Annotated in this window: 21 protein-coding genes; 10 read left to right on the forward strand and 11 right to left on the reverse strand. The window is 71.4% G+C overall.

Translation table 11 applies throughout. The features are described from left to right. From ACFPFQ_RS41315 to ACFPFQ_RS41325, 3 genes are all read left to right on the forward strand, one after another. Window positions 1-1,035 (forward strand): ABC transporter substrate-binding protein (locus tag ACFPFQ_RS41315; RefSeq protein WP_379628729.1); only part of this gene is annotated, 1,035 nt, incomplete at its 5' end. Window positions 1,036-1,090: 55 nt separating this feature from the next. Further along, entirely contained in the window at window positions 1,091-2,161 is a 1,071-nt protein-coding gene (locus tag ACFPFQ_RS41320; RefSeq protein WP_379628798.1) for a FecCD family ABC transporter permease, read from the forward strand. Beyond that, window positions 2,158-3,240, forward strand: a complete 1,083-nt coding sequence (locus tag ACFPFQ_RS41325; RefSeq protein ID WP_379628730.1) for an ABC transporter ATP-binding protein — start codon at window positions 2,158-2,160, stop codon at window positions 3,238-3,240. The genes ACFPFQ_RS41320 and ACFPFQ_RS41325 overlap by 4 nt, the downstream gene beginning before the upstream one ends. A 144-nt stretch (window positions 3,241-3,384) precedes the next feature. On the opposite strand, the gene ACFPFQ_RS41330 is transcribed toward ACFPFQ_RS41325, so the two are convergent. The 6 genes from ACFPFQ_RS41330 to ACFPFQ_RS41355 are packed head-to-tail and all read right to left on the reverse strand — an operon-like array spanning window position 3,385 to window position 8,716. Beyond that, the gene (locus tag ACFPFQ_RS41330) at window positions 3,385-4,089 is read right to left on the reverse strand and encodes an MgtC/SapB family protein (protein ID WP_379628799.1); all 705 of its coding nucleotides are present in this window, start codon (window positions 4,087-4,089) and stop codon (window positions 3,385-3,387) included. A 51-nt stretch (window positions 4,090-4,140) separates the two neighbouring features. Further along, the gene (locus ACFPFQ_RS41335; protein WP_379628731.1) at window positions 4,141-4,680 is read right to left on the reverse strand and encodes a GNAT family N-acetyltransferase; all 540 of its coding nucleotides are present in this window, start codon (window positions 4,678-4,680) and stop codon (window positions 4,141-4,143) included. Window positions 4,681-4,708: 28 nt separating this feature from the next. Continuing rightward, window positions 4,709-5,602, reverse strand: a complete 894-nt coding sequence (locus ACFPFQ_RS41340) for an ROK family protein (protein WP_379628732.1) — start codon at window positions 5,600-5,602, stop codon at window positions 4,709-4,711. After that, window positions 5,599-6,834, reverse strand: a complete 1,236-nt coding sequence (locus tag ACFPFQ_RS41345) for a sugar ABC transporter permease (RefSeq protein WP_379628733.1) — start codon at window positions 6,832-6,834, stop codon at window positions 5,599-5,601. Before ACFPFQ_RS41345 ends, ACFPFQ_RS41340 begins: the two co-directional genes overlap by 4 nt. After that, on the reverse strand, window positions 6,831-7,616 hold the full coding sequence (locus tag ACFPFQ_RS41350; protein WP_379628734.1) for an ATP-binding cassette domain-containing protein: 786 nt from the start codon (window positions 7,614-7,616) through the stop codon (window positions 6,831-6,833). Before ACFPFQ_RS41350 ends, ACFPFQ_RS41345 begins: the two co-directional genes overlap by 4 nt. Further along, entirely contained in the window at window positions 7,613-8,716 is a 1,104-nt protein-coding gene (locus ACFPFQ_RS41355; protein ID WP_379628735.1) for a sugar ABC transporter substrate-binding protein, read from the reverse strand. Before ACFPFQ_RS41355 ends, ACFPFQ_RS41350 begins: the two co-directional genes overlap by 4 nt. A 136-nt stretch (window positions 8,717-8,852) precedes the next feature. Here ACFPFQ_RS41355 and ACFPFQ_RS41360 point away from each other — a divergent pair, with 136 nt between their 5' ends. From ACFPFQ_RS41360 to ACFPFQ_RS41380, 5 genes are all read left to right on the forward strand, one after another. Beyond that, window positions 8,853-10,031: an ROK family transcriptional regulator gene (locus ACFPFQ_RS41360; protein ID WP_379628736.1), complete on the forward strand. Its 1,179-nt coding sequence runs from the start codon at window positions 8,853-8,855 to the stop codon at window positions 10,029-10,031. A 567-nt stretch (window positions 10,032-10,598) separates the two neighbouring features. Beyond that, window positions 10,599-12,518: a molybdopterin oxidoreductase family protein gene (locus ACFPFQ_RS41365; protein ID WP_379628737.1), complete on the forward strand. Its 1,920-nt coding sequence runs from the start codon at window positions 10,599-10,601 to the stop codon at window positions 12,516-12,518. A gap of 8 nt (window positions 12,519-12,526) precedes the next feature. Further along, the gene (locus ACFPFQ_RS41370) at window positions 12,527-14,398 is read left to right on the forward strand and encodes an NADH-ubiquinone oxidoreductase-F iron-sulfur binding region domain-containing protein (protein WP_379628738.1); all 1,872 of its coding nucleotides are present in this window, start codon (window positions 12,527-12,529) and stop codon (window positions 14,396-14,398) included. Beyond that, a complete protein-coding gene (locus tag ACFPFQ_RS41375; RefSeq protein ID WP_379628739.1) occupies window positions 14,395-15,330 on the forward strand; it encodes a 2Fe-2S iron-sulfur cluster-binding protein in 936 nt (311 codons plus the stop codon). The genes ACFPFQ_RS41370 and ACFPFQ_RS41375 overlap by 4 nt, the downstream gene beginning before the upstream one ends. 225 nt (window positions 15,331-15,555) lie before the next feature. After that, entirely contained in the window at window positions 15,556-16,929 is a 1,374-nt protein-coding gene (locus tag ACFPFQ_RS41380; RefSeq protein WP_379628740.1) for an MFS transporter, read from the forward strand. A gap of 47 nt (window positions 16,930-16,976) precedes the next feature. Here ACFPFQ_RS41380 and ACFPFQ_RS41385 read toward each other — a convergent pair whose 3' ends face one another. Next, window positions 16,977-17,459 (reverse strand): hypothetical protein, encoded by a 483-nt coding sequence (locus ACFPFQ_RS41385; RefSeq protein ID WP_379628741.1) that lies wholly within the window; start codon window positions 17,457-17,459, stop codon window positions 16,977-16,979. Window positions 17,460-17,532: 73 nt separating this feature from the next. Between ACFPFQ_RS41385 and ACFPFQ_RS41390 the strand changes: the two genes are divergently transcribed. Beyond that, window positions 17,533-18,201, forward strand: coding sequence for a sigma-70 family RNA polymerase sigma factor (locus ACFPFQ_RS41390; protein WP_379628742.1), 669 nt, complete (start codon window positions 17,533-17,535; stop codon window positions 18,199-18,201). A gap of 12 nt (window positions 18,202-18,213) precedes the next feature. Here ACFPFQ_RS41390 and ACFPFQ_RS41395 read toward each other — a convergent pair whose 3' ends face one another. Further along, window positions 18,214-18,405, reverse strand: a complete 192-nt coding sequence (locus ACFPFQ_RS41395; protein WP_379628743.1) for a ferredoxin — start codon at window positions 18,403-18,405, stop codon at window positions 18,214-18,216. 2 nt (window positions 18,406-18,407) lie between these two features. Further along, complete coding sequence (locus ACFPFQ_RS41400) at window positions 18,408-19,517, reverse strand: cytochrome P450 (protein ID WP_379628744.1); 1,110 nt, start codon at window positions 19,515-19,517, stop codon at window positions 18,408-18,410. 76 nt (window positions 19,518-19,593) lie between these two features. Between ACFPFQ_RS41400 and ACFPFQ_RS41405 the strand changes: the two genes are divergently transcribed. Continuing rightward, entirely contained in the window at window positions 19,594-19,842 is a 249-nt protein-coding gene (locus ACFPFQ_RS41405; RefSeq protein WP_379628745.1) for a hypothetical protein, read from the forward strand. Between the two features lie 23 nt (window positions 19,843-19,865). Here ACFPFQ_RS41405 and ACFPFQ_RS41410 read toward each other — a convergent pair whose 3' ends face one another. Then, window positions 19,866-20,849, reverse strand: coding sequence for a glycoside hydrolase family 16 protein (locus tag ACFPFQ_RS41410; RefSeq protein WP_379628746.1), 984 nt, complete (start codon window positions 20,847-20,849; stop codon window positions 19,866-19,868). 343 nt (window positions 20,850-21,192) lie between these two features. Continuing rightward, window positions 21,193-23,316 carry an aminodeoxychorismate synthase component I gene (pabB, locus tag ACFPFQ_RS41415; RefSeq protein ID WP_379628747.1) on the reverse strand — a complete coding sequence of 708 codons (2,124 nt, stop codon included), beginning with the start codon at window positions 23,314-23,316 and terminating at the stop codon, window positions 21,193-21,195. Between the last annotated feature and the right edge of the window lie 59 nt (window positions 23,317-23,375).

Consider the following 23,375-nt stretch of genomic DNA (forward strand, 5'->3'; position numbering starts at 1 on the left):
CGCATTGATCACCATCGAAATAGAGCCGGTCTTGACAGCACAGCCACCGGCCTAACTGAACGGCTTTGGCCCTACCCCGGTGGCGCGCCGCAGTCCTACGTGCTGCTGCGCTGCGGGGCGCCGAAGCCGCAGCTGCCGGCCGACCTCGCCGGCGCCCCGGTGATCACCACGCCGGTGCGGAGCATCTACTCGGAGTCGACCACGCAGCTGCCGATGATCGTGGAGAGCGGTGCGCTCGACGCGCTCACGGGAGTGGCCACACCCGACTTCGTGTCCACGCCCGAGGTCGTGGCGCGGATCAAGGCCGGTGCGGTCAAGGGCTTCGAGGCCGACGGGCAGCTCAACGCCGAGAGCGTGATCACCGCAGCGCCGGACGTGCTGCTGAGCCAGGGCACCGACAACCCGGCATTCCCCGCGATCCGCTCGGCAGGCATCCCGGTGATCGGATGGGCCGACTACCTCGACTCCAGCCCGCTCGGGCAGGCGGAGTGGATCAAGGTCATGGGTGCACTCACCGGTCACGAGGAGGACGCGGCGCGCGTCTACGGCGAGATCGAGCAGCGCTACGCCGACGTCGTGGCGAAGGTCCGGTCCGCGGGCCCGGTCCCAGTGGTGGTCGGCTCGCTCTACCAGGGCACCTGGTCGGTACCGGCCGGGGGCAGCACTGCGGGGGCGCTGTTCCGCGACGCCGGGGCCACCTGGTCGGAGGCGGCGAACCCCGCGGCCGGCACGGTCTCGAAGTCGTTCGAGAGCGTGTTCGCGGGCGACGGGGCCGCGGGGATCTGGCTGGCGAACGGGCCGTTCCCGACCCGCGCGTCGATCGTCGCCGCGGACGCCCGTTACGGCGAGCTGGCGGCGGTCCGGTCCGGCCAGGTCTGGACCCGCGACAAGCGCACCGGTGCGGGTGGTGGCAACGACGTCTTCGAGCGCGGGGTGACCCATCCCGACGAGGTCCTCGCCGACCTCGCGCAGGTGGTGCATCCGCAGCTGCTGCCGGGCCGCGAGCTCGTCTACTACCGGCAGGTGGCGGCCTGATGCCGCACCTCCGGGACGTCCAGCGGGGTGACACCGCTGACGTTCGACGTCAGTGATGTCACCCCGCTGGAAGATCAACGCGGCCCACCGGCGCCTGCTGATCCCGGTACTCGTCGTACTGGCGCTGGTCGGCCTGCTGCTGGCCGTCGCGCTCGGGCCCGTCGCGGTGCCGCTGGCCGACACCGTCAAGGTGCTCGTCGGCACCGAGCCCTCCGATCCGCGGTGGACCGTGGTGATCGGCTCGGTCCGGCTCTCCCGCGCGCTCACCGCGGTGCTCGCCGGGGCGGCGCTGGGCGTGTCCGGGCTGCTGATGCAGACGCTGTTCCGCAACCCGCTCGCCGATCCCTACGTACTCGGGATCAGCTCGGGCGCGAGCCTGGGTGTGGCGCTGTTCCTCGCGACGACCACGGCCGCGGCGTTCGGCGCGACGTTCGGCGCCGGGCTCGTCGGGCTCGGCCGGGTGGGGGCCGTGGCTGCCGCGGCGCTCGGCTCGGCCGCCGTGCTGGCGCTGGTCGCGGCGTTCGCGCGGCTGGTGCGCTCGCCCGTGACGCTGCTGATCGTCGGCGTCATGGTGGGGGCGGCGACCTCGGCCGTGGTCAGCCTCGTGCTGGTGTGGACCGATCCCCGGATCGCCCAGCAGTACGTGATGTGGGGACTGGGGAGCTTCGACGCCACCAACGGTGGTGACCTGCCGACGCTCACCGTCGTGGTGGTGCTCGGGTTGGCGCTGGCCGCGGCACTGGGCAAGTCGCTCAACGCCGTGCTGCTCGGCGACGACTACGCGCGCAGCATGGGTGTGGACGTCCGCAGGCTGCGCTGGCTGATCATGGGAGCCACCGCGCTGCTGGCCGGTGGTGTCACGGCGTTCTGCGGGCCGATCGCGTTCATCGGCATCGCCATCCCGCACCTGGCCCGGCTCGTCGCCGGCACCTCGGACCACCGGGTGCTGCTGCCGGTCACGGCACTGGTCGGGATCGTCACGGCGCTCCTCTGCACGATCGTGAGCCACCCGCCGGGTACGGAGACGGTGATCCCGCTCAACGTCGTGACGTCGCTGGTGGGTGCGCCGGTGGTGATCGCGGTGCTGCTGCGCGGCAGGCGGGTGACGATGGCGGTGCTCACGTGAGCGGGCTCGCGCTGGTGGACCTCGCCGTCGGCTATCGCCAGAGCAGGCGCTCGGAGCGCGCGGTGCTGGACGGTCTTGTCGCGCGGGCCCGGCGCGGCGAGCTCACCGCTCTCGTCGGGCCCAACGGCAGCGGCAAGTCGACGCTGCTGCGCACGCTGGCAGGCCTGCAACCGGCGCTGGCGGGCGCGGTGCGCCTGGACGGGGCCGATCTGCTGGCGATGCCGCCGCCCGAGCGGGCGTTGCGGCTGGCGGTGGTGCTCACCGAACGGGTCGATGCCGGGCTGCTCACGGCGCGGGAACTCGTCGCGATCGGGCGGCACCCGCACACCGGTCCCAGTGGGGCGTTGCGCCGCGCCGACCTCGACGCCGTCGATGCGGCGCTGCTGGCCGTCGACGCGGAGCACCTCGCCGCGCGGCGGGTCGCCGAGCTCTCCGACGGCGAGCGCCAGCGCGTGCTCACCGCGCGGGCGCTCGCCCAGCAGCCCTCGGTCCTGCTGCTCGACGAGCCCAGCGCGTTCCTCGACGTGTCGTCGCGGGTCGCGCTGCTCGGGCTGCTGCGCACGCTGGCCCGCGAGCAGGACCTGTGCGTGGTGGTGTCCACCCACGACCTGGAGCTGGTGCTGCGGCTCGCCGATCACGTCTGGCTCGTCGACCGGACGGGCGGGTTGCGCACCGGACCGCCGGAGCAGCTCGTCACCGACGGCGCCATCGCGGCGGTCTTCGACACCGACGGGCTCGCCTTCGACCCGGCCAGCGGCACGTTCGCGCTGCGGGCGGCGGGAGCCGTCACGGTGCTGGTGCGGGCACCGCAGCCGGTGGCCGAGCTCGTCGGGAGGGCGCTGGCACGTCACGGGTGGAGGCCGGTCGGCGCGGGTCCGGCCGATGCGGAGATCGAGCAGACCGGGGATGGGTTCCGGGTGCACCACCGCGGCGGCTCCACCACATTGGCGGGCTGGGCGGAGCTCGCGGACTGGGGGAGGTCGAACGGTGGCGGGGAACGGCCCGACCCGTTGCAGGAAAGCCACTTTCCCGCAACGACGTTGCGGGAAAGTGGCTTTCCTGAGCCGCGGCCGCAGTAGCCGTCCGGTCCGACCCCGCACGCCACCGCGCCAACCCGGTGGCCACCGCACCAACGTCACGGCACCGGCGCCACCACGCCGTCGAGAACGTGGTTGCGGTGATAGGCAGGGCCTGTTGATCACGACAGGTACGTTCTCGACGGGTCAGCTGTCGTCCCCGTCGCGGGTGGAGACGCCCAGCACACCCTCGATCTCCGCCAGGTCCGCCACGAGCTCGTCCCGGGCGCCCTTGCCCTCGGCCCGCAGCAGGACGGACACGGGTGCGCCGCGGTCCTCGTCCATCGGTCGCGTCTCCAGATCGGCAACGACCCAGCCGCTCGTGGTGCAGGTGTTGAGGATCCGCCGCAACAGGCCGCGGCCGTCCACGTAGGTCACCTCCAGCAGCGTCGAGCCGGGCCGGGCCCGGGGGAGTCGCGAGGTGAGCATCGGGAAGGCGTAGGCCACCACGAAGTAGGCGAGTGTCGTCGCCAGTGCCAGCAGCGGCAGCCCCGCTCCCGCCGCCATCCCGACGGCCGTCGTGAGCCAGACCGCCGCTGCGGTGGTCAGGCCCCGCACGGCGTCGCGGCGCACGAAGATCAGGCCACCGCCGATGAAACCGATGCCGGACACGATCTGCGCCGCCACCCGGGACGGGTCGAGCGTGACGTGCTCGCTGAGGACATCGGTGAACCCGTACTTCGACACCAGCATCATCAGCGCCGCGGCGAACCCGATGATCGTGTGGGTGCGCAGGCCCGCCGACTTCTGCCGCAGCTCGCGCTCCAGCCCGATCGCGGCCGAGAGGACGAACGCGATCGCCAGCTCACCGAACTGCACCCAGCCCTGGCCGGTGGGCTCTCCGAACGTCAACACGGGTGCAGCCTGCGATGATCGGAGCGGGTGGGCAACTCGGCGCGCGGATCACCGGTCCCGATCGATGCGGTAGACGTGGTGCTCGGGGTCGTCGACGGGGTTGTCGGGCTCCATGTCGCCGGTGCCGACGCGGCGCATCCCGGCCTTCTCCAGCGCCCGCCACGACGCGCGGTTGGCCGCCACGACCGCCACCATGATCGTGGGGACGGCCGGGTTGTCGCGGAAGATCTCCTCGATCATCGCGCCGATCATCTGCGGTCCGAGCCCCTGGCCCACCTGCGCCGGGTCGCCGATCAGGTAGTCGATGATCATCGTGTCGCCGGGGACCGGGGCGATGGCGGTGAACGCCGCCAGCTCGTCGGGGTAGTCGGCCAGCCGGCAGCGCTGCACGAGCCCGAGCGGGCGGCCGTCGAGGAACGCGAGCAGGTCCTCCGCGGGTTCCTCGCCGCGGGCGGCGGGGCCGAAGTCGCGTTCGACGGCCTCCGGCGCGGTCTCGTGGTGCCACCAGCGGGCGACGTGGGGCTGCTCGAGCCAGCCGGTGAGCAGCGGGAAGTCGGCAAGGGTGAGGTTGCGGAACGTGATCGTCATGGGGCCTCCACGGCAGCGCAACGGCGCCTCAGCGCAACGACTCCCACGCCAGCGCGGCGGCCCCCACCAGCGGCCCGTCCTGGGCGAACCGCGCCACCGCCAGCTCCGGCGGGAACGGGACGGCGCGCTTCAGCACCGCCTCCAGCACCGGCAGCACGGCGTCGGCGGCCTCCACCATCCCGCCCGCCACGACGATCCGTTCCGGGTCGACGAGTATCGCCGCGTTGGCGACGTGGACGGCGAGCTCACCCAGCGTCGCCTCGACGAACGCGCGCGCCGCGGAATCGGTGGCGGCCAGCGCGAACACCGACGCCGCATCGCCCGTCCCGCCGACGGCCCGGCCGCGCTCGCCGACGGCCCGGCCGCCGACCCGCTCCTCCAGCGGTGCCCGACCGTCGTGGGGCCCGGCGGGCTCGTCGGCCGCCGACAGGTTGTAGCCGATCTCCCCGGCCGCGCCGTGAGCCCCGGTGAGCACCGCGCCGTCCACCACCACGCCGACCGCGATGCCCGTGCCCAGGTTCAGGTACATCCCGGTCCGCACCCCGTGCAGGTGGCCCCAGCGCGCCTCGGCGAGCGTCGCGGCCTTGACGTCGGTGGCGCACACCGCGGGAACGCCGAGCGCCTGCTCGAACCGCTCCTGCAGCCGCAGCTCCGACCAGCCGGGGACGTTGGGGGCCAGCAGCACCCGGTCGGCCAGCACGATGCCGGGACTCGCGACGCCCGCGGCACGCAGTGCGTCGCGCCCGAACCCGTCGACGAGCCGGCACGCGACCTCGAGCGTCCGCTCGACGGCCTGCTCGGCGCCGCGGTCGGCGAGGATCGCGAGCCGCGCGCTCGCGAGCACGCGCCCGTCGGGATCGGCCAGCGCGACACCGGCCTTGGTACCGCCGAAGTCGACGGCGAGGACGTAGCTCTGGCTCACTTCAGCCCGTCCGCTGCTCCGCGGCGGGCGAGCGAGTCGATCGCGACGGCGATGGCGAGCACCGCGCCGGTGACCATGAACCGCACCGACGAGTCGACGTTGAGCAGCAGCATGCCGTTGGTGATCGACTGGATGACCAGGATGCCCAGCAGTGCCGCGTAGGCGCGGCCCCGGCCACCGAACAGGCTGGTGCCGCCGATGACGGCCGCGGCGATCGCGTTGAGCAGGATGTCGCTGCCGCCGGAGCTCTGGTTGACCGCGGCGAGCCGGGACGCGGCCAGTATCCCGCCGGTGGCCGCCAGCACGGAGCACCCGACGAACACCATGATGCGCACCTTGGTGACGCTGATGCCGGCCCGTCGCGAGGCCTCGGCGTTGCCACCGACGGCGTAGATCCGCCGTCCGATCACGGTGCGGCGCAGCACCAGGTCGAGCACCACCACGAGGCCGCTGAAGATCACCAGCGTGAGCGGGACACCGCGGTCGGAGTTGAGCACGACCACGGCGATCGCCAGCACCATCGCCAGCCCGCCGGAGCGCACAGCGACCCATGCGGGAGCGGTGACCGACAGCCCGGCGCGCTGGCGCAGCGTGCGCGTGACGAGCGTCGCGATCAGGTGCCCGGCGGCCAGGAGCGCAACGATCAGCCACCCCATCCAGGGCGCCATCCAGGTGTCGGACAGCTGGGCGATCCCGCGGTCGAAGGGCAGGTTGATCGTGCCCTCGGAGCCGAGCAGGAACAGCATCAGGCCCTGCCAGCCGATGAGCCCGGCGAGCGTGACGACGAACGACGGCATGCTCAGGTAGGTGCGCATCAGCCCGTGGATCAGGCCGACCACCCCGCCCGTCACCAGCGCACCGGCCACCGCGAGCCACGGGTTCCAGCCGGCGTGCGTGTAGAGCAGCGTCATCGCGACGGCCGAGAGCCCGCTGACCGAGCCCGCCGACAGGTCGATCTCGCCGAGCAGCAGCACGAGCACGATGCCCAGCGCGATGGTGCCGGTGGCCGCCATCTGCAGTGCGAGGTTGGTGAGGTTCTCGGCGGAGAGGAAATGCGGGTTCAGCGCCGAGAACACGATGGCGATGGCCACCAGCCCCACGGCCACCGGGATCGAGCCCAGGTCGCCGCGGCGCAGCCGGTCGCGGGCTGCGTCGACGAGCCCGCCGCCCGGCCCGCCGCCACCCGGCTTGCTCAGGCTCACCGCGGCGGTGTCGCCCGCGATCTGGGTCATGACCGTCCCCCCACGATGCGGGCGCCCGTGATGGCCCCGACGATGTCTTCCTGGCTGGCGTCCGCCGTGACGAAGTCGCCGGCATTGGTGCCCAGGCGCAGCACGACCACCCGGTCGCTCACCGCGCGCACGTCGGCGAGGTTGTGCGAGATCAGCAGCACGGCCAGGCCGCGCTCGCGCAGCCGCCCGACCAGCGCGAGCACCTGCGCGGTCTGCTCGACGCCGAGTGCGGCGGTCGGCTCGTCGAGGATCACCATCTTCGGGTCGCCCAGCAGCGCCCTCGCGATCGCGACGGACTGCCGTTGCCCCCCGGAGAGCGACGCCACCGGCGTCCGCACATCCTTGATCCGGACGTCGAGCGACGCGAGCAGGTCGCGCGCGCGGCGTTCCATCCGGATCTCGCCGAGGATGCCGTAGCTGCGCGACTCGCCGCCGAGGTGCAGGTTGGCGACGACGTCGAGGTTCTCGCAGAGCGCGAGGTCCTGGAACACGGTGGTGATGCCGAGGTCCTGCGCATCCTGCGGGCGGCCGATGTGCACCGGCTCACCGGCGAACTCGATCGAGCCGGTGTCGGCCGTGATCGCCCCGGAGATGACCTTCACGAGCGTGGACTTGCCGGCACCGTTGTCGCCGACGAGCGCCACCACCTCGCCCGCGTGGACGTCGATGTCGGCGCCCGCGAGGGCCTGTACGGCGCCGTAGCGCTTGGTCGCGCCCCGGACCGAGAGAACTGGGGAAGACGTCTCGGTCCGGGACGCACGATCGGAGGGGGCCGTGCTCACTGGAGGCCGGCCTCCTTGCACGCGGCGGCGACCTCGGGTGTGCAGATCTGGGCGACGGTGTAGAAGCCGTCCTTGACGATGGTGTCCTTGATCTTGTCCTTGGTGACGGACAGCGGGTCGAGCAGCGTCGCCGGGATGTCGGCGGACTTGTTGTTGACGGTGGTCGGGGCCGTCGGCTTCTCGCCCCGGCCCAGCGCGACGGCCACCTCTGCGGCCTTCTCGGCCTGCGCGCGGATGTTGAGGTAGATCGTCATCGTCTGCTCACCGGTGAGGATCCGCTGCACGCCGGCGAGCTCAGCGTCCTGCCCCGTTATCGGAGGCGGCGTGGTGTAACCGGCGCGCTTGAGCGCGGCAATCGCGCCGCCGGCCATTCCGTCGTTGGCCGAGTAAACACCGACGATCGAGTCCCGCCCGAGCGCGGTGATGGCCTGTTCCATCTGCTGTTGGGCCTTGTCGGGGCTCCAGTCGGGGGTGTCGAACTCGCGCCCGACCTGCACCTTGCCGTCCAGCGCATTGTGGGCACCCTTCTTGTAGTCGCCGGAGCTCGGGTCCGTGGGGGCACCGTTGATCATGACGATCTGGCCCTTGGCCGTGGTGCCGCGCTTGGTCAGCTCGGCCAGGAGCGCCTGGCCCTGCACCTCGCCGACCTTGACGTTGTCGAACGAGACGAAGTAGTCGTAGCCGATGCCGGAGATCAGCCGGTCGTAGGCGATGACCGGGATGTTCTTCTGCTTGGCCTTGTTGACCAGCGGTGCGACGGCGTCGGCGTCGACCGCGTCCAGGACGATCACCTTGGCGCCCTGCGTGATGGCCGACTCGACCTGTCCCTGCTGCTTGGCGGGGTCCTGGTCGGCGTTGTTGTAGAGCACCTTGCAGTCCGCGCACAGTGCTTTGACCTTGGCCTCGAACAGCGGGCGGTCGAACGCCTCGTAGCGCGTGGTCTTCGACTCGGGCAGGAACAGCGCGATCGTCGGCGCGGGCGCCGCCGCTGCTGCGCCACCGGTCGGGGCCGTCGAACCGCCCGTGGAGACGGCGGATCCGCAGCCCGCCGCGAACAGGAGGGCGGCCCCTGCCGCCATGATGAGCCGTCCTCGACGCATGAAGTCACCCTTTGATGGGAGTTCTGGTCGCCCGGTTGAGCGTTGATAAGAAAGGTAGTTTACTGATGCGGCCGGTGTCCAGGATCTGCCGCAGGGGGGACGGCAGGACTGGGCACCGGCGTTGGAAGGTAGGGACATGAGAAGCCAGGTGGGAAACCCCCAGCTGCTGCGCACGATGAACGAGCGGCTGCTGCTCGAGCACCTGCGAGATCACGGCGCGGCCTCGCGCGGGGATCTCGCCAAGGCGGTGGGCCTGTCGAAGCCGACGGTCTCCGCGGCGCTGGCCGGGCTCGAGCAGGCCGGGTTGGTGCACATGATCGGGTCGCTCTCCGGACGGCCCGGTCCGACCACGGCGATCTACGACATGAACGCCCGCGCGGGCCTCGTCGCCGGTGTCGACATCGGACGCGACTTCATCCGGCTCGCCATCGCCGACCTGCGCGGCGAGTTCGTCGGCCGCCGCGACGTGCGCAACACGGCCCGGTCGGCCGCCGACCTCGTCCGCCGCGTCCGCGCGGTGGCGCACGAGGTGGCCGCGGAGTCGGGCCTGGACTGGGCGGCGGTCAGCTACGCCGTCATCGGCAGCCCGGGCGTGCTCAACCCGACGACCGGACGCCTGGACTTCGCCCCGAACCTGCCGGGCTGGGGCCGGCCGGGGCTGGCCGAACAGCTGCGGGCGGCGCTCGAGGTGGACTCGGCGATCGAGAACGACATCAACCTCGCCGCGGTGGGGGAGCTGACCTTCGGGGCAGGCCGGGGTGTGCAGAACTTCGTCCTCGTCTCGATCGGCACCGGCGTCGGCATGGGCATCGTCATCAACGGCGCCCTCTACAGCGGTGGCCGCGGCACGGCAGGGGAGGTCTCGTTCCTGCCCGCAGCCGACGCGGGCGTCCCGTCGCCGGACAGCCGCGAGCACGGCATGACCGAGGCGGTGACGTCCGGCTCGGGGGTGGCGCACGCCGCGCAGCAGGCCGGGCTCGGCGCGACATCCGCCAAGGAGGTGTTCGCGGCGGCGGCAGCAGGCGACCCCGTCGCGCAGGGTGTGGTGCTGGCCGAGGGGCGGCGGATCGGCGACCTGATCACGGCCGTGACGGCCGTGCTCGACCCGGATCTCGTGGTGCTCAGCGGCGGGATCGGCCGCAACGTCGACGTGCTGGGGGAGCCGATCGCGGCGCGGATGGCGGAGCTGGCGCCGTTCCGTCCCCCGATCGTGGCCAGCGCGCTGGGGGACACCGGGGTGCTCCACGGTGCCGTGGCCCGGGCGCTGGACGTGGCCCGCGACCTGCTGTTTGAGCGGCACTCGCAGGGGGCCTGACGGTCCCGCGACTCTCGACCGGTGGCGATGACTCGCCCCGACGGCACCGGGTACCTCGCACCGCGCCAACCCGGTGGCGGCCAACTGGTTGGTGCGGTGACGCGGTTTTCGACCGCGCCAACCTCGTGGCCACCGCGCCGATGTCGTGACGTCGGCGCCGAGGTCAACTGGTTGGCGCCGTCGCCCGGCCCTCGACCGCGCCAACCCCGTAGCCACCGCGCCAACGTCGTGACGTCGGCGCGGAGGTCAACCGGTTGGCGCGGTCACCGGCGGGAACGCCGGGCCACGCTGCCCGAGCGCACCCGACGCCCGCGCTGCCCCCGTTGCAGGAAGGTGGCCTTCCTGCAATCCGGTAGTCGCCGACGCAGTCGCCTACGCCGATGCGGTGTCGCGGCGGCGTCACGAGCTCGGGCGGTGATGCCCCGGCCCGCTCCGGGGTTGCAGGAAAGCCACTTTCCCGCAACGACGTTGCAGCAAAGTGGCTTTCCTGCAATCCGAACGGGCAGGGCACAGCGGCGCCCCGCCGTCGTATGCTCCGGGGGCTGTCCGCTACGGAAGGCGACGATCATGCCTCGCAGGCCCCGCCACGTCCGGCTCACCCAGCCGCTGGTCCGCGACAACGGGCAGCTGCGCCCGGCCTCCTGGGAGGAGGCGCTGGATCGCGCCGCCGCCGGGTTCGCCCCGCACCACGGCGACGCGTTCGGCATGTTCAGCTGCTCCAAGGCCACCAACGAGATGAACTACACCGCGGAGAAGTTCGCGCGTGTGGTGATGGGCAGCAACAACGTCGACTCCTGCAACCGAACTTGACACGCTCCCTCGGTCGTCGGTCTGACGGCAGTCTTCGGTGCCGGTGGCGGCACGAGCTCGTACGTCGAAGCGGAGGACGCTGATCTGCTGGTGCTCTGGGGCTCCAACGCCCGGGAGACGCACCCGATCTTCTTCCACCACGTGCTGCAGGGGCTCAAGAAGGGCGCCCGCATGTACTCCGTCGACCCGCGCCGCACGTCCACGGCGCAGTGGGCCGACGGCTGGCTCGGGCTCGACGTCGGCACCGACATCGCGCTCGCCAACACGATCGGCCGCGAGATCATCCACGCGGGCCTGGTCAACGAGGCGTTCGTGAAGCGCGCCACCACCGGTTTCGACGCCTACCGCGCCACGGTCGAGCCCTACACGCTCGAGCGCGGCGAGGAGATCACCAAGGTCCCGGCCGCGCTGATCAAGGAGTTCGCGCACGCCTACGGTCGCGCCGACCGCGCCCAGCTGTGCTGGACGCTGGGCATCACCGAGCACCACAACGCCGCCGACTACGTCTTCGCCCTGATCAACCTGGCGCTGCTCACCGGGCACGTCGGTCGCTACGGCTCGGGCCTGTGCCCGTTGCGCGGGCAGAACAACGTGCAGGGCGGCGGCGACATGGGCGCCATCCCGGCCAAGCTGCCCGGCGGCTACGACCTGGCTGACGACGTCGCGCGCGCCCGCTACGAGCGGGTCTGGGGCGCCACGATCTCGCAGAAACCGGGCATGCACCTGTCGCAGATGTTCGAGGCGATGGAGACCAAGCAGCTCAAGGCGCTGTACTGCATCGGCGAGAACCCGGCCGAGTCCGAGGCCAACGCCACCCATGCACGGCACCTGCTCGAAGGCCTCGAGCACCTCGTGGTGCAGGACATCTTCCGCACCGCGACGGCCGAGATGGCCGACGTCGTGCTCCCGGCTGCGGCTGACTGGTGCGAGTACGAGGGCACCGTCACCAACAGCGAGCGGCGCGTGCAGCGGGTGCGCAAGGCCATCGACCCGCCGGGGCTGGCCCGCCCGGACACGCACATCATCTGCGCGATCGCCGACCGGCTCGGCCACGAGTGGGGCCAACCCACCGCCGAGCAGGTGTGGGACGAGCTGCGGTCGGTGTCGCTGAACTGGCACCACGGCATGTCGTACGCCCGGCTCGAGGAGCACGGCGGCCTGCAGTGGCCGTGCCCCACCGAAGATCATCCCGGCACGCCGCTGATGCATGCGCGACTGTGGGAGCCCGATCCCGCTGATCGGGGCACCCCGGCGCCGTTCACCCCGGTCGAGCACGTCCCGCCGGTCGACACTCTGACCCCGGAGTTCCCGATCCGGCTCACCACCGTGCGGGTGCTCGACGCCTACAACTCCGGTGTCCAGACCGGCGGTTACGCCTCGCCGCTGCGGCGCCGCGAGGCGCTGCGCATCGATGCCGCCGACGCCGCCGCGCTCGGCATCGCCGACGGCGAACGGGTGCGGGTGGTGTCGCGCCGCGGTGCGGTCGAGGCGCCTGCGGCGTTCGACCCCTCGCTGCGCCCCGGGCTCGCTTCCTTCACGCCGCACTTCAGCGAGGAGGTCGACGTCAACGTCCTCACCAACGATGCGTGGGATCCCAAGTCGGGCACCTCGGAGTTCAAGGCGACCGCCGTGCGGATCGAGAAGCTCGCGACGCAGCTGCCGGTCGCGGGAGAGTAAGGAGACACGTGGATCTGCGCCTGTCGGCGGCCGTCGCCACCCCTGCCGAGCAGGAGGTCGTCGACGCCATGGTCGGCGGCGCCGGCCACGCCCACTTCGCCGACGCCGGGCACGCCGCCCGCGACCGCCGCCACCTGCTGCTGCCGGTGCTGCACGCGGTCTCCGACGCGATCGGTTGGGTCAGCGAGGGCGCGCTCAACCACGTGGCCCGGCGGCTGTCGGTGCCTCCGGCCGACGTCTACGGCGTGGCGAGCTTCTACGCGATGTTCGCGCTCGAGGAGCGCGCGCCGCGACTGGTCCACGTGTGCGACGACATCGCCTGCGGCCCGTACGGCGGCGAGGAGATCATCAGCGAGCTCGTGGCGCAGGAGTGCGCGTTCGTGCGCAGTCCCTGCCTCGGCCTGTGTGAGCGGGCACCGGCCGTGCTGCACCAGCGTGCGGGCGAACCCGACGTCAGCCAGGCGCCTGCGAGCCCCGACGCGGTCGTCAGGGCGGCGAAGGACGGCCTGACCAGCGCGGACGCCGACGCCGCCTTCACCGACACCGCGGTGAGCGTGCCGCAGACCGCGCGAGTCGGGACCGAACGCACCGCGAGTCGGGACGGAACGTCCCCCGAGTCGGGACGAGACGGCCTGCGGCTGCTGCGCCGCATCGGCGTCGTCGACCCCGAGAGCCTCGACGACTACCGCGCGGGCGGCGGCTTCGAGGCGCTGCGCCGCGCCGTCGAGCTGGGACCGACGCGGGTGATCGCCGAGGTCACCGACTCCTCGCTCACCGGCCGCGGCGGCGCCGCCTTCCCCACCGGCGTCAAGTGGAACGGGGTGGCGCAGGCCCCGGAGCGTCCGCACTACCTCGTGTGCAACGCCGACGAGTCCGAGCCCGGCACGTTCAAGGACCGCGTCCTGATGGAGAGCGACCCGTTCGGGCTCGTCGAGGCGATGACGATCGCCGGCTACGCCACCGGTTGCGAGCGCGGTTACCTCTACATCCGCGGGGAGTACCCGCTGGCCACCCGGCGCCTGGAGAACGCGGTCGCCACGGCGCGCCGGCGCGGTTACCTCGGCGACGACGTCATGGGCGAGGGATTCGCCTTCGACATCGAGCTGCGCCGCGGCGCGGGCGCCTACATCTGCGGCGAGGAGACGGCGCTGCTCAACTCGATCGAGGGGTTGCGCGGGGAGCCGCGCAACAAGCCGCCGTTCCCGTCCGTCTCGGGCCTGTTCGGCAAGCCCACCGTGATCAACAACGTGGAGACGCTCTACAACGTGCTCCAGGTCCTCGACGTGGGCGGGCCCACGTTCGCGTCGGTCGGCGGCGGGCGCTCCACCGGCTCGAAGCTGTTCTGCGTGGCGGGCGCCGTTGCTAAACCGGGCGTCTACGAGGTGGCGTTCGGCACCACCCTGCGGGAGCTGTTGACGCTGGCAGGCGGCGTCCGCGGGGAGCTGCGCGCGATCCTGCTCGGCGGCGCGGCAGGCGGGTTCGTCCTGCCCGATCAGCTCGACGTCGTGCTGACGCTGGAGGGCACCCGGGAGATCGGTGCCTCGCTGGGCTCCGGGGTGGTGCTCGCGTTCGACACGTCCGCCGACCTGACGTCCACGTTGCGCCGGATCGCGGCGTTCTTCCGCGACGAGTCGTGCGGGCAGTGCGTGCCGTGCCGCGTCGGTACCGTCCGGCAGGAGGAGGCGCTCGCCCGGCTCGCCCGCGGCGCGCCGCTCGGTTCCCGCGAGACCGAGCTCGCGCTGATCGAGGACCTCGCCAGGGTCATGCAGGACGCGTCGATCTGCGGGCTCGGGCAGACCGCACCGTCGGCCGTGCGGTCGGCGCTGGCGCTGGGACTGCTCGATCCACCGGCTTCACGGAACGGGAAGGTGCACCGATGACCGTCATGCTGGGCCGGATCAGCCGCATGGTCACGCTCACGGTCGACGAAGCCGAGGTCCGGGTGCCCGAGGGCGCCACCATCCTCGAGGCCATCCCGGACCACGACACCCCGACGCTGTGCTGGGCGCCGAACATGAACCCCATCAACGCCTGCCGGGTGTGCGTGGTGGAGGTCGAGAACTCGCGGGTGCTCGTCCCGTCGTGCGCGCGCAAGGTCGAGGACGGCATGGTCGTGCGCACCGACTCGGAGAAGGTGCGCCACAGCCGCCGGATGGTGCTGGAGCTGCTCGCGTCCTCGGCCGACATGTCGCAGGCGAGCGGCGACGTGCAGCGCTGGATGGACGACTACGGCGTGGATCCCGCGCGCTACGGCCAGCCCGCCGAGCCGGCCGCAGCGGGGGAGCGCGACCGGCGCCATGCCGGCCACCACCAGGCGCCCGACGGCACTACGGCCGCCACCGTCGCGCAGCCCGTGAAGATCGACAACGACCTCTACGTGCGCGACTACTCGCGCTGCATCATGTGCTACAAGTGCGTCAAGGCCTGCGGCACAGACGCCCAGTTCACGTTCGCGATCACGGCGGCGGGCCGCGGTTTCGACGCCCGCATCGCCACCGAGTACGACAACGCGCTGCCCAACTCGGCCTGCGTGTACTGCGGCAACTGCATCGGCGTCTGCCCCACCGGGGCGCTGAAGTCGGTGAGCGAGCACGACCTGCGCGAGGCGGGGGAGTGGGACGCGGAGAACGAGACCGTGGCCACCACCATCTGCTCGTTCTGCGGGGTGGGCTGCAACCTGGAACTGCACGTGCAGCAGGGCAAGATCGTGAACGTCACCTCGCCCGCCGACCACAGCGTCACCCACGGGCACCTGTGCATCAAGGGACGCTTCGGCTTCCAGCACGTGCAGAACCTGCCGCCGGGGGAGTAGCGCCAGCCCGACCCCGTTGCAGGAAAGCCACTTTCCTGCAACGACGTTGCAGGAAAGTGGCTTTCCTGCAACCCGAGACCCTGTCGCACCGCAGCGCCCCACGCCAGGCCCGCACGGCCGGCCCGATTCCTAAGGGACTGTAAGGACAACGCGGACAACCTTGTCCCCACCACACCCCCTGCCGCACGGTGCTTGCAATCACGACGGCAACCCGGGTGTGGAGGCATGCACATGGCCGTGCAGGGAGTGAAGAACACGAGAGCCCAGGAACGTCGGGTCATCAGCAACATCACGAAAGGCTCCATCGGCAACCTGATCGAGTGGTACGACTGGTACGCCTACGCGGCCTTCACGATCTACTTCGCCGCCACGTTCTTCCCGTCGGGCAACCAGACCGCGCAGCTGCTCAACACCGCGGCCGTGTTCGCCGTCGGGTTCCTGATGCGGCCCATCGGGGGCTGGCTGCTGGGCCGTTTCGCCGACCGGTTCGGCAGGCGTCGCGCGCTGACCGTGTCGGTGACGCTCATGGCGTTCGGTTCGCTGATGATCGCCGTGACCCCCGGGTACGCGACGATCGGCGTCGCGGCCCCGATCATCCTGGTGCTCGCCCGGCTGCTGCAGGGGCTCTCGGTCGGCGGTGAGTACGCGACGTCGGCCACGTACCTGTCGGAGATGGCGTCGAGTGGCCGACGCGGCTTCTACTCGAGCTTCCAGTACGTGACGCTGACGGCCGGGCAGCTGCTGGCGCTGGGCCTGCAGATCATCCTGCAGTCGATCCTCACCAACGAGCAGCTCACCAGCTGGGGCTGGCGCATCGCGTTCGGCGTCGGCGCGTGCGGCGCGATCGTGGTGATGTGGCTGCGACGCTCGATGGACGAGTCCACGAGCTTCGAGCGGGCCGCCACCTCCGAGGGTGGCGCGTCGGCGGCCCCGCGCGGCAGCGTGCGTGGCCTGCTGCAGCACCCCAAGGCCGTGCTCACGGTGGTCGGGCTGACGCTCGGCGGCACGGTGGCGTTCTACACGTACACCACCTACCTGCAGAAGTTCATGATCAACACGAGCGGTATCGAGAAGACCGCCGTGGCCTGGATCAACTTCATCGCCCTGCTGGTGTTCGTCGTGCTGCAGCCCATCGCCGGAGCGATCTCGGACCGGGTCGGCCGCCGCCCGCTGCTGCTCGGGTTCGGCATCCTCGGCACGCTCTGCACCGTTCCGCTGCTGACGATACTGAGCACCACCAAGAACCCCATCGCGGCGTTCGGGCTGATGATGGTGGCACTGGTCATCGTGACGCTCTACACGTCGATCAACGCGGTGGTGAAGGCGGAGCTGTTCCCGACGCACATCCGCGCGCTCGGGGTCGGCCTGCCCTACGCGCTGACCGTGGCGATCTTCGGTGGCACCGCGGAGTACATCGCGCTGTGGCTCAAGGACGCCAAGATGGAGCCGGTCTTCTTCTGGTACGTCGCCGGCTGCATCCTGGTGTCGCTGGTCGTCTACTTCTTCATGGGGGAGACCTCCAAGGGCTCGCCGCTGGAGAAGGAAGCCGCGGAAGCCGCCGCGGAGGACGCGCGCCGCCGCGACCTCGAGTCCGCCTGACGCGTTCCGTCGAGAACGACGTTGCCGTGATCAACAGGGCCTGTCGATCATGACAACGTCGTTCTCGACGGTCCGGGGGTGAGGGTGACGCCGGCCGCCAGTGCGTCGACGGTCGGCCGGTCGCGTTCGGCGTCGGTGCTGGACAGGCCCAGCACGAACATCGCCGGACCGCGGGGGGCGAAGAACTCCCAGCTGGTGCGCGTCGGCCGGTCGGGCCCGGCGTAGCGGAACTGCATGCAGGCACCCTCGACGCCCGCGAACGGCAGACCGGCGATGGTGAAGTCGGTGTAGCCGTGCTTCTCCAGCGTGGTCTGCGTCCCCGCGGCGTAGGCCACGGCGCTGCGGCCGTGGGACCGCAGCTTGAACACGATGAGCTGCAGCCCGGCGCCACCGGTGGCCCGCAGCACCTCCTGCCCGTTGGCGGGCACCGGTGGGAGGGTCTCCCAGTCGGGTGGGAGCAGCAGGCTCGCGCCGTAGAGCCGCAGGTCCACCGCCTGCCAGCCGGCGGTGTCGATCGCGGTCGTCGTCATGGGCATCCCTTCGTGGCGTGTCGCAGGGACTGATACCGCGCGCACCGGCGAGTGCGCGCGGTATCACTGCGGTGTGGGATCCCGGGAGGAGCTGCTGGCCGACGCGATCGACGTCGTCGCGGCCGAGGCGTCCCGCTACCGCACCTGGCGGATGCAGCGTGCGGACCTGCATCAGGCCGGGGTGCTCGGACTGATCATCGCCGCCGATCGGTTCGACCCGGTCCACGGCGTGCCGTTCCGGGCGTTCGCCCGGCTCTGGGTGCGCAAGGAGATCCAGCGGGCGATCGCCGCGCAGGAGTACGCGACGGCCATCCCCGCCGAGCTCACCGGCCCGATCGTCGCGCTGCGCGGGATCCTCGACGGGCGGCCCGGGGACCTCGGGTTCGCCGCCGCCGCGCTGGGCATCTCGACGGCCACCGTCGCGGCCCTGAACCGGCAGCTGGCCGTCACCGCGGTGATCGTCGACGACACGGGCGACGACGAGCTCGACCTCACCCTCCCCAACCCCGCCTTCGAGGACCCCGAGGAGGCTGCGGTGGCATGGTCGCTGACGGCTGCGGCACGCCGGGCCCTCGCCGCGATGGACCCGCGCGCGGCCAGTGCACTGGTGCTGCACTACGGCCTCGACGGCGCGGGGGAGCGCTCACTGCGCGAGGTGGGCAGGCAGCTGGGCTGCTCCGGGCACACCGCCCGCGCGCTGGTGGACGAGGCGCAGCGGCGGCTCCGCGCGATCCTCGACTAGCGGCGGCGGTCGCTATCCGGCGCGGATCGCCCCCGACGGGCACACCTTGGCCGCCTCCCGCACGCCCGCTTCGTGATCGGGTGTGGGCGTGACCTCGAGCAGCACGACCAGGCCGTCGTCGGCGTCCTGGTCGAACACCGCGGGTTCGGTGAGGACGCACATCCCGGCACCGATGCAGCGCTCGCGGTCGACCTCGAGTTCCATGATCAGCTCACATCCCAGGTGACGGGGAGTTCGTGCACGCCGTAGATCAGCATATCGTCGCGGGTCCGGACGGCGCCGGGTGCGACGTCGAGGCGCAGCGTCGGGAACCGGGCGAAGAGCGCAGGCAGCGCCACCGTCATCTCGATGCGCGCCAGCTGCTGGCCGAGGCACTGGTGGATGCCGTGCCCGAACGCGACGTGCCCGGCGGTGCGGCGGTGCAGGTCCAGCACGTCGGGGTCGGCGAAGTGCAACGGGTCGCGGTTGGCGGCCGGGATCGAGACGGTGACGGTCTCGCCCGCCCCGATCAGCTCCCCGCCCAGCTCCAGGTCCTCCAGCGCCGTGCGCACCGTGCACGGGATGATGCTCAGGTACCGCAGCAGCTCCTCGACGGCGCCGGGCACGAGCGCCGGCTCGGCCGTCAGGGCGGCGAGCTGGTCGGGGTGCTCGAGCAGGGCGAAGACGCCCAGCGCGAGCATGTTGGCGGTGGTGTCGTTGCCCGCGCCGAGCAGCGTGAAGCCGATGTTGGTGAGTTCGATGTCGGTGAGGTTGCCGTCGGGGAGATCGCTGTCGAGCAGGCCGCTGAGCAGGTCATCGGTGGGCGCTGCGCGCTTGGCCGCCACCAGCTCTGCCATGTAGGCGGTGAGCCCCATGTAGGCGGCGATCTTGTCCTCGGTCGTGGACGTCATGCTCATCAGCGCGATCGACCGGTTCAGGAACTGGTCGCGCTCGGCGTAGGGCACGCCGAGCAGCTCGCAGATCACGAGTGACGGGATCGGCTGCGTGTAGGTCTGCACCAGGTCTGCCGGCGGGCCGGCCTTCTCCATGGCGTCGAGGTGTTCGGCGGCGATCTCGGTGATCCGGTTCTCGAGCTGCCGCATCCGCCGCACCGTGAACTGTCCGGTGAGCACGTGCCGGTAGCGGGTGTGCTCGGGCGGGTCGGTCTGGGTGAAGACGCCGGGAGGCGCCGGCCGGGCGGGGCCCTGCGCGGCCGAGCCGGGCAGCGGGAAGTGCTGCAGCTCCGCACGGGCGCTGAACCGCGGGTCGGCCAGCACCGCGCGCACGAGCTCGTGGCTGGTGACGAGCCGGCCGTGGTGGCCATCGGGGAACAGCATCGGGCTCACCGGGTGCTCGGCACGCAGTCGTCCGAGCTCGGGCGGCGGGTCGAACGGGCACCCCGGAGCTCCGCGGTTGCGCCACGAGCGCTACGCGATCGGCGCGGACATCTGGTACCGCGCCTGCGCCAGCCAGGTGCGCACGTGTGAGCTCTGGGCGGCGGCCGCGCGGGACGGGGTCGATGCCGTCGGAGCCGGCACCCCGGCAGGGGAGCGGCTCGACAACATGGGCCGGTTCTTCGGGTTCGTCGGACGCGACATGGCGCGGGCCGCCGAGCACTGGCGCCACGTGTTCGCGTCCGAGGTCGTGACCGGCCCGGGGTGAACGTCACCCCGGGAGAGCGGGCGTCACATGGCCTTCACGCGCACATAGTCGATCTGGAGCTGCTGCGGGAAGTCGCTCTCCTCGACGTGGCCGCCGCCGTCGCCGCCCATCGCGTTGTTCATGATGAGGAACATCGGCTTGGTCGGCACCGCGTCGGTCTGCGTGCAGGTGGTCTTGCCGTCGACCTGCCAGATCAGCGAGTTGGCGCGCCAGGTCAGGCCGTAGACGTGCCAGTTCTGGCTCGCGTCCGACACCGTTGGCTTGCAGGTCTTGAACCCGCTGTCGCCCGAGATGACGTTCTGCCAGTTCACGGTGCTGCCGTCGGTCTTGAACTCGGCGATGTCGATCTCGTCGGAGCCGGGGTGCGGCCAGTTGCAGCCGAAGGAGTTCTCCTCCGTGGTCATGTTGGCCTGCTGGCAGTCGGACCCGAGCAGCCACTGCGCGGGCCACGACCCGGTGCCGCCGGACTGCTTGGCCCTGATCTCGATGCTGCCGTAGTGGAACTTGAACGTCTTCCACTGCACCATGCCGGAGGTGTATTTGTAGCCCTTGCACGATGAGTCGACCAGCGACTTGATCGTGAGAGAGCCGCCGGTCTCGGCCACGTTGCTCGGCTTGTAGCACTGCGCCTCGTTGTTGCTGGCGTCGCCGCCGCGATTGAGCACGCCCCACGCATTCTGGTCCACGACGTTGTCGTCGAACTCGTCGTCGAACAGGTAGGTGCTGTTGGGTCCGACGGCCGGCACGTTTCCGGGATGCGCGCCGCTGGTGGGCGGCGCGGCGGTCTTCGGCGTGGCCGTGGCCGGTCCGGGTGCCGCGCTGGGAGCCGCGGCGGTGGTCGGGACCGCGGAAGGGGGTGGCGTCGGCACTGGTTTGGCACTGTCCACGAGCGTCACCCGGGAAGCCACTGTGGATGGTTGCACCACGGCGGCCTGGCTGACACCGGCCAGCAGAACGCCGGCGGCGACGATGGTGAACAGTGGGCGGACGGCTGCGGAACGGCGCACAGGGATACCCCTTTGCTGATTTCCGGAATCGGAAGGGGGTGTGTTCGACCAGCTATCGAAGATTGGTCGAAAGGGGAGCCCGAAGGTTTCGGGATGATTCATGGATCGTTGTCGGAAACGGAAATCGGTAACCAGATCAATGGACTGTTGCCGACGAGGTTAAGTCACCGTCGCAAGATCGGCAACGCACGATCGGGTGGCGCGGGCCCCGTTGGCCGGACTGGACACCATCGTGTTCGCACGCAGGGTGAACACGCGCGCCCCGTGTGAGGGGTGCTTGACACAAGAGAAGGCCGGGCCGGTCGTCGGATCGACGACCGGCCCGGCCGGGTGGAACGAGGGCTCAGGACGAGAGCATCGCCTGGCTGTCGACCGTGGTGGCGATCGTCTCGTCGCCGTAGATCTCGCTGTCGAGCAGGCGGGTCATCGCCGTTGCCTTGACCCGGGTCTCCTCGAACTCCGCGTCGGGGTCCGAGAGCGCGATGATCGCGCCGCCGACGCCGAAGCGCACCTCGCCGCCGCCCACGACCGCTGTGCGGATGACGATGCTGAGGTCGGCGGCACCGGTGAGCGACAGGTAGCCCAGCGCGCCGGAGTAGATGCCGCGCGGGCCGGCCTCGAGGTCGTCGATGATCTGCATGGTGCGGATCTTCGGCGCCCCGGTCATCGAACCGCCGGGGAACGCGGACCGGATGCAGTCGACGGCGGTGACGTCGTCGCGCAGCTGCGCCCGCACCGTGCTGACGAGCTGGTGCACCGTGGCGTAGGTCTCGACATCGAAGATCTTCGGCACCTCGACGGAGCCGGAGCGCGCGCAGATGCTCAGGTCGTTGCGCACCAGATCGACGATCATGAGGTTCTCGGCGCGGTCCTTCTCGCTGAGCGCCAGGTCGTCACGCAGCGCCTGGTCCTCCGCGGGGGTGGCACCGCGGGGCCGCGTGCCCTTGATCGGCTTCGACTCGACGGCGCCGTCCTTCGAGACCGACAGGAACCGCTCGGGGGAGGTGCTCAGCACCGACAGCTCGCCGAACTTCAGGTATGCGGCGAACGGGGCCGGGCTGGAGCGGCGCAGGTACCGGTAGGCCTGCCACGGGTCGAGGGTGCCCTTGCCGGTGACCATGTTGGTGAGGCAGACCTCGTAGGTCTCGCCGGCGAGGATGGCGCGCTGGCAGTCCTCGATCAGATCCAGGTAGCGCCCGCGGTCGTGGCGCAGGACGAGCTCGCCGACCCCGGCGCTGATGTCGGAACCACTGCGCTCGTCGACCGCCTCGGCGGGGAGGACGGCCAGCCGCTCCCAGGTCTCGCGCAGCCAGCGCCGCGCCCCGTCGTCGTCGCCCGGCTCGGCGAGTGCGAGCAGGTGGACGACGCCCTCGGCGTGGTCGACGACGAGCGCGCGGTCGGCGAAGACCATCGCGGCGTCCGGGTCGTTGGAGCGGTGTGCACGGGAGCCGCCGGTCTCGGCCTTGAGCTCGTAGCCGAGGTAGCCGACCCAGCCGAGTGCGAACGGGAACGGCAGCTCGGGGACGTCGACGGCGAGCGATCGCATGTCGGCGTCGAGCCAGTCGTAGAACGGGCTCCGGTGCACGGTGCGCCCGGTGGCGTCGTCGACCGTGACCTCGCCCGTCCACACGTCGGCCTTGGCGACGCGGGCCAGCGGGCCCGCGGAGTCGCCCATGATCGAGAAACGGCCGAGCGTGGGGTCCTGCCGGCTGCTGTCGAGCCAGAACGCGTTGTCGGACGCTCCGAACAGCTCGTGGAACGCAGTCTCGGGCGGCAGCACCAGCGACCGCTGCTCGGCGATGACCCGCAACGTCCGGGCCGCGGCCGTCACCCGCTCGCGAACCGGCAGCTCCGGGGCCGATGCGGTGGCGGAGCGGGGGTTGTCGCGGCGCCACTCCCTGGAGAGCTCCGTGAAGTTGCGCAGCAGCTCCATGCCCTGCTCGGTCTGGATCGACTCGGGGTGGAACTGCACGCCCCAGGCCGGTCGGGTGCGGTGCCGGACGCCCATCACGATGCCGCTGGCGGTCCACGCCGTGACCTCGAGGTCGGCGGGCACCTTCGTGACCGTCAACGAGTGGTAGCGGACGACCCGCAGCGGAGAGGGCAACCCGGCGAACAGGTCGCTGCCGTCGTGCTCGACGTCGGACTCGCGGCCGTGGTAGGGCTCCGGCGCGAGGTCGACCTCGCCGCCGTGCAGCAGCGAGAGGCCCTGGTGGCCCAGGCAGACACCGAGCAGCGGGATGGGCGAGTGCAGGACGGCCTCGCGGCTGAAGCCGAAGTCCGCCTCGCGACCGGGATGTCCCGGCCCGGGGGAGACGACCACGTTGTCGAAGGCGTGGAGATCCTCGACGGTCCACCCCGGCTCGTCGTTGTGCACGACGACCGGCTCGCATCCGTTGATCTCGGCGAAGTAGTGCGCGAGGTTGTAGGTGAACGAGTCGTAGTTGTCGATGATCAGGGTGCGCATGCCGTCCCCTCCACAGGAGCTCGGTGTACCGGTCGTGTAGTACCGCCGGGGCCTGGGCG

It is taken from the genome of Pseudonocardia sp. GCM10023141 (assembly GCF_042653605.1).

What these genes read in the sequence shown, in the direction of transcription:
- ACFPFQ_RS41380 (WP_379628740.1), top strand. Translation starts at nt 15,556, where the DNA reads ATGCACATGGCCGTGCAGGGAGTGAAGAACACGAGAGCCCAGGAACGT.
- ACFPFQ_RS41345 (WP_379628733.1), bottom strand. Translation starts at nt 6,834, where the DNA reads ATGACCCAGATCGCGGGCGACACCGCCGCGGTGAGCCTGAGCAAGCCG.
- ACFPFQ_RS41360 (WP_379628736.1), top strand. Translation starts at nt 8,853, where the DNA reads ATGAGAAGCCAGGTGGGAAACCCCCAGCTGCTGCGCACGATGAACGAG.
- ACFPFQ_RS41375 (WP_379628739.1), top strand. Translation starts at nt 14,395, where the DNA reads ATGACCGTCATGCTGGGCCGGATCAGCCGCATGGTCACGCTCACGGTC.
- ACFPFQ_RS41335 (WP_379628731.1), bottom strand. Translation starts at nt 4,680, where the DNA reads ATGACGATCACGTTCCGCAACCTCACCCTTGCCGACTTCCCGCTGCTC.
- ACFPFQ_RS41355 (WP_379628735.1), bottom strand. Translation starts at nt 8,716, where the DNA reads ATGCGTCGAGGACGGCTCATCATGGCGGCAGGGGCCGCCCTCCTGTTC.
- ACFPFQ_RS41385 (WP_379628741.1), bottom strand. Translation starts at nt 17,459, where the DNA reads ATGACGACGACCGCGATCGACACCGCCGGCTGGCAGGCGGTGGACCTG.
- pabB (WP_379628747.1), bottom strand. Translation starts at nt 23,316, where the DNA reads ATGCGCACCCTGATCATCGACAACTACGACTCGTTCACCTACAACCTC.
- ACFPFQ_RS41395 (WP_379628743.1), bottom strand. Translation starts at nt 18,405, where the DNA reads ATGGAACTCGAGGTCGACCGCGAGCGCTGCATCGGTGCCGGGATGTGC.
- ACFPFQ_RS41400 (WP_379628744.1), bottom strand. Translation starts at nt 19,517, where the DNA reads ATGCTGTTCCCCGATGGCCACCACGGCCGGCTCGTCACCAGCCACGAG.
- ACFPFQ_RS41320 (WP_379628798.1), top strand. Translation starts at nt 1,091, where the DNA reads ATGTCACCCCGCTGGAAGATCAACGCGGCCCACCGGCGCCTGCTGATC.